3 protein-coding genes are annotated in these 4,259 nt (G+C 66.6%); 2 read left to right on the top strand and 1 reads right to left on the bottom strand.

Annotated features, from left to right (window positions below; genetic code table 11):
• Positions 1 to 248, bottom strand: a 248-nt coding sequence (locus Q0Y09_RS12105) for an ATP-dependent metallopeptidase FtsH/Yme1/Tma family protein (protein WP_297722068.1), incomplete at its 3' end; no start/stop codon positions are given.
• Between the two features lie 522 nt (positions 249 to 770).
• On the opposite strand from Q0Y09_RS12105, the gene rlmB reads away from it, so the two are divergent.
• Positions 771 to 1,547, top strand: a complete 777-nt coding sequence (rlmB, locus tag Q0Y09_RS12100; protein ID WP_297722065.1) for a 23S rRNA (guanosine(2251)-2'-O)-methyltransferase RlmB — start codon at positions 771 to 773, stop codon at positions 1,545 to 1,547.
• Positions 1,548 to 1,574: 27 nt separating this feature from the next.
• Positions 1,575 to 3,788, top strand: a complete 2,214-nt coding sequence (locus tag Q0Y09_RS12095) for a hypothetical protein (protein WP_297722062.1) — start codon at positions 1,575 to 1,577, stop codon at positions 3,786 to 3,788.
• Positions 3,789 to 4,259: the final 471 nt, after the last annotated feature.

The raw sequence follows: 4,259 nt of genomic DNA, 5'->3' as shown, positions 1-4,259 counted from the left end.
GTCTCAGGCTTGGGGTAGATGGTGTACTTGTTGGACTCCATGACCACCCAGGCCACCTCGTCGTTCTCCACCATCTCCACAAATTGAGAGTACTCGATCTGGGTGGAGTTGGAGCGGGCCATAGAGGAGGTGAAATAGTTGATCATGAGGGTGATGATGAGGGCCCAGAGGATGAGGGAGATGATCCCCATCATATTCTTGTTGCCGCCGGAATTATTTCCCGGGCCCTTGTTGTTGTTTTGGTTCAAGGCGCGTCCTCCTTTTTTGGAACTGTTCGCCTGCTATTTGTGAGATAACAAGTCACATTAAATATAGCACACGACACAAAAAAAGACAAGGAAGGGGGGAGTAAACTTTCTGTGAATGGGGGCAGGGGCGCCGGCACGCCATCATGGCCCCCTCTTTGAGGGAGCTGTCAGCGCAACTGACTGAGGGAGTCCTCCCATCCCGGAACAGGCTGGGGAGAAGCGGATGCTTCGCTTTGCTCAGCATGACGCGGTCATATTCCGTAGGGGCCGATGTCCTCATCGGCCCGGGCATCCGCGGCCCATTGTCCGCCGTAGGGACCGACCTGTGTGTCGGCCCCACGGACTACCCGATCAGACAGATGTAGGGGCGGCTGCCAGCCGCCCCTGCACGGGTCCGCCGTGCATCACAGGGCGTAGGGGCCCGCCTTTTCTTTTCCCGGTTCAGGCTTAAATTCTTCTTTTTCTCCCGGGTAAAGTGTGGTATACTGGACTGTGATTAAGCAGAAAGGCGGGACAAGTCCCATGAGAGAGAAACGGACCCCCCGGCCCGAGCCCATGGCCGAGGCCGACGGTATCATTGAGGGCCGCAACGCGGTCATCGAGGCCCTGCGGGCGGGCGCTCCCATTGACAAAATTTTTATTGCCAAGGGGGAGACCGACGCCGCCCTGGGCCACATCGCCTCCACGGCCCGGGGCAAGGGCATCGTGGTGGTGGAGGCGGACCGGCGGAAGCTGGACGCCATGAGCCGCACCCACGCCCACCAGGGGGTCATCGCCCAGGCCGCCGTCCGGGAGTACGCCACCGTGGACGACATCCTCAACGCCGCCCGGGAGAAGGGGGAGCCCCCCCTCATCGTGGTGTGTGATGAGCTCTCCGACCCCCACAACCTTGGGGCCGTCATCCGCACCGCCGAGTGCGCCGGGGCCCACGGGGTCATCATCCCCAAGCGGCGCTCCGCCGGCCTCACCGCCATCGTGGCCAAGACCTCGGCGGGGGCCGTCTCCCACGTGCCGGTGGCCCGGGTGCCCAACCTCACCGCCCTTTTGAAGGAGCTCAAGGAGGAGGGGGTCTGGATCTTCGGCACCGCCGCCGACGGCAATACCACCCTCTACGACGCCGACCTCAAGGGCCCCGCCGCCATCGTCATCGGCTCCGAGGGCAGCGGCATGGGCCGCCTGGTGGCCGAGCAGTGTGATTTCAAGGTCAGCATCCCCATGAAGGGCAAGCTCAACTCCCTCAACGCCTCCGCCGCAGCGGCCATCCTCCTCTATGAGGCCGTCCGCCAGCGGCTGGGATAACGGATACAGAGACAAAGGAAGGCCGGTATGGCAAAGGACGACGAAAAACAGGATAGCGGCTTCACCCTGGAGGAGATCCTGGCCGAGTACGGCGTGGACGTGAGCCGGTGGGAGGAGGAGGACCGGGTGGTCAAGGCTCCGCCGCCGGACCCCGGTCCCGACCTGCCCTGGCCGGAGGCCAAGCGTACGCCGCCCCCCAAGAACGTGGTCCTCTTTCCCGGCGCGTCCGTCTCCCTCGACGGAGCGGACGAGGAGGAGGACGAAGAGGAAGAGGACGAAGAGGACGACGGGGAGGAGCCGGAGGAGGAGACGGAAACCCCGCCGCCCCCGCCGGTGAAAAAGCCCCGGAGCGTTCCGGGCACCGACAACAAGGTGCTGGAGTTCCCCGAGGACGACACGCCCCCCCTCCAGGCGGGCTTGCGCCACCTGAAGGAGAAGGCGGACGCCTTTTCCGAGCAGATGTTCGCCGAGGAGGGCACCGAGGTCTCGGAGGAGACCATCCGGTTCCAGAAGCTCATCCCCGGCGTGGACGAGGAGGAGCCGGAGGAGGAGGAGCCCCCCCGCCGGGAGCGCAAACCCCGGAAGCCCCCCGAGCCGCCTCCTGACCTTCCGCCGGGGGAGCTGGCCAGCCGGTACGGCAGGGGGCTTGCCCTGCTGCGGCTGCGGTCGGTGCTGGTGGCCCTGCTGTGTCTGCCCCTTTTGTACCTCTCCTTCGCCGGCTTTTTCGGCCTGCCCCTGCCCGACGCCCTGGCCGGCTCCTTCCAGCTGCGGGTGTGGTGCTCCGGGGGACTGCTGGCGGTGGCCATGGTGCTGGGCGTCGATGTGCTCCTGCGGGGCTTTCTGGACCTTTTCCTTCTCCGCCCCGGCGGTGCCACCGCCGTCTGCTTCGCCTGCGGCGTCACCCTGTGGGATGCCTTCACCCAGCTCCTTCAGATGCCGGAGCGGACCACCCTGCCCTACTGCGCCGCCTGCGCCGCCGGGCTCTTCTGCGCCATGTGGGGGACCTACTCCAAGCGGCAGGGCCTGCGGCTCTCTTGCCGGACGGCGGCCGCCGCCTCGGAGCCCTATCTGGTGACCCTGGACCCCAAGAGCTGGAACGGCAGGGACGCCTACGCCAAGTGGTCGGGGCCGGCCTACGGCTTCGGCAGCCAGATCCAGGAGCCGGACGGGACCGAGCGGGTGCTGCGGTACGCGGTGCCCCTGCTGATGCTGGGGAGCCTGCTGTGCGCCCTCCTTGCCTCGGTGGGGCAGGGGGCCCCGGAGCGGCTGCCCTGGTGCCTCTCCGCCGCCGCCACCGCCTCGTCGGGCTTTTCCGCCCTGCTGTGTTTTTCCCGGCCCTACCGGGCCCTGGCCCGGCGGCTCTCCTCCAGCGGGGCGGCCCTGCCCGGCTGGTCCGGGGCCGAGCGGGCGGGGAAGGCCATCCTCCTCACCGACGCCGACCTCTTCCCGCCGGGGGAGGTGGCCCTCAACGGCATCAAGATCTTTGGGGACTACCCGGTGGAGAAGGTGGTGGCCGTCTGCGCCACCCTCATCAAGGAGAGCGGCTCCGGCCTGGACAAGATCTTCCACGACCTCCTCCGCACCCAGGGGGCAGTCTACCGCCGCTGCTCCGGCTTCACCCGACACGAGGGGGGCGGCCTCTCCGCCGACATCCGGGGGGAGCGCATCCTGGTGGGCTCGGCCTCCTTCATGGCCCTCATGGAGGTCCCCCTGCCCCAGGGACTCAACGTCCGCAGCGCCGTCTTCTGCGCCATCGAGGGGGAGCTGGCCGGCATCTTCGCCCTCAACTACGCCATGCACCCCGCCATTCCCCCCGCCATCTCCGCCCTGACGGCCAACAAGGTCTCCCCGGTGCTGTGTACCCGGGACTTCAACCTCATTCCCGCCATGCTGCGGCAGAAGTTCAAGCTCCCCGTGGAGAAGATGGACTTCCCCGCCGTGGAGCGGCGGACCCAGCTCTCCGACCCCGCCGCCCTCCACAGCGCCCGGCTCACCGCCGTGCTGTGCCGGGAGGGGCTCTCCCCCTTTTCCGAGGCCGTGGTGGGGGCCAAGCGGCTGCGGCTGGCCGTCCGGATGACCACCGCCCTCACCGTGCTGGGGTCGGTCATCGGGCTGTTGCTGGCCTTTTACCTCACCTTCATCGGGGCCTGGGACTCCCTCTCCAGCGCCCAGATGACCCTTTTCCTCCTGGCCTGGACCGTCCCCACCCTCCTCATCTCCAGCTGGGTGGAGCGGTATTGAAGCAAAAAAGACCTTCCGCTCTAAGCGGAAGGTCTTTTTGTGTTTTGTGGGGGAAGGTCTGCGGGCGGCAGGTTGCCGCCCCTACCCAAACCCCGCAACGTGGTTTGGCGCGCCGGGGTCGTCGCGCCCCACAGAATGACGTGGTGCATGGGCGCGGCTTCCCAGACACGCCCATATATTCCCCGGCATTCTGAGCCGCAGGCGAAGAATCCGTTGTCTCCCCCTTAACGGGGGAGCTGTCAGCGAAGCCGACTGAGGGGGCCGCAGCGTGAAGAAAATGTGCCAGTGGCACATTTTTAGCGTAGGCCCGGCCAGCTATGCTGGACGGGTTTCGTTGGATCGGAGGATAGATTGACCCTACCCGGCCCACCCTCATCCGTCATTTGCTCCGCAAATGCCACCTTCCCCCTGGGAGGGGGAAGGTTTACAGGGGTGGGCGGGCCGATGGGGACATCGGCCCCTACGCTAATG

It is taken from the genome of Intestinimonas sp., from assembly GCF_026169115.1.
Lineage (GTDB): Bacteria > Bacillota > Clostridia > Oscillospirales > Oscillospiraceae > Intestinimonas.
The sequence above is the reverse complement of the archived record's forward strand: the minus strand, read 5'-3'. Positions and strand labels throughout refer to the sequence as shown.

Excerpts from the sequence above, each read along its gene's own strand:
- rlmB (WP_297722065.1), top strand. The coding sequence starts at position 771 with ATGAGAGAGAAACGGACCCCCCGGCCCGAGCCCATGGCCGAGGCCGAC.
- Q0Y09_RS12095 (WP_297722062.1), top strand. The coding sequence starts at position 1,575 with ATGGCAAAGGACGACGAAAAACAGGATAGCGGCTTCACCCTGGAGGAG.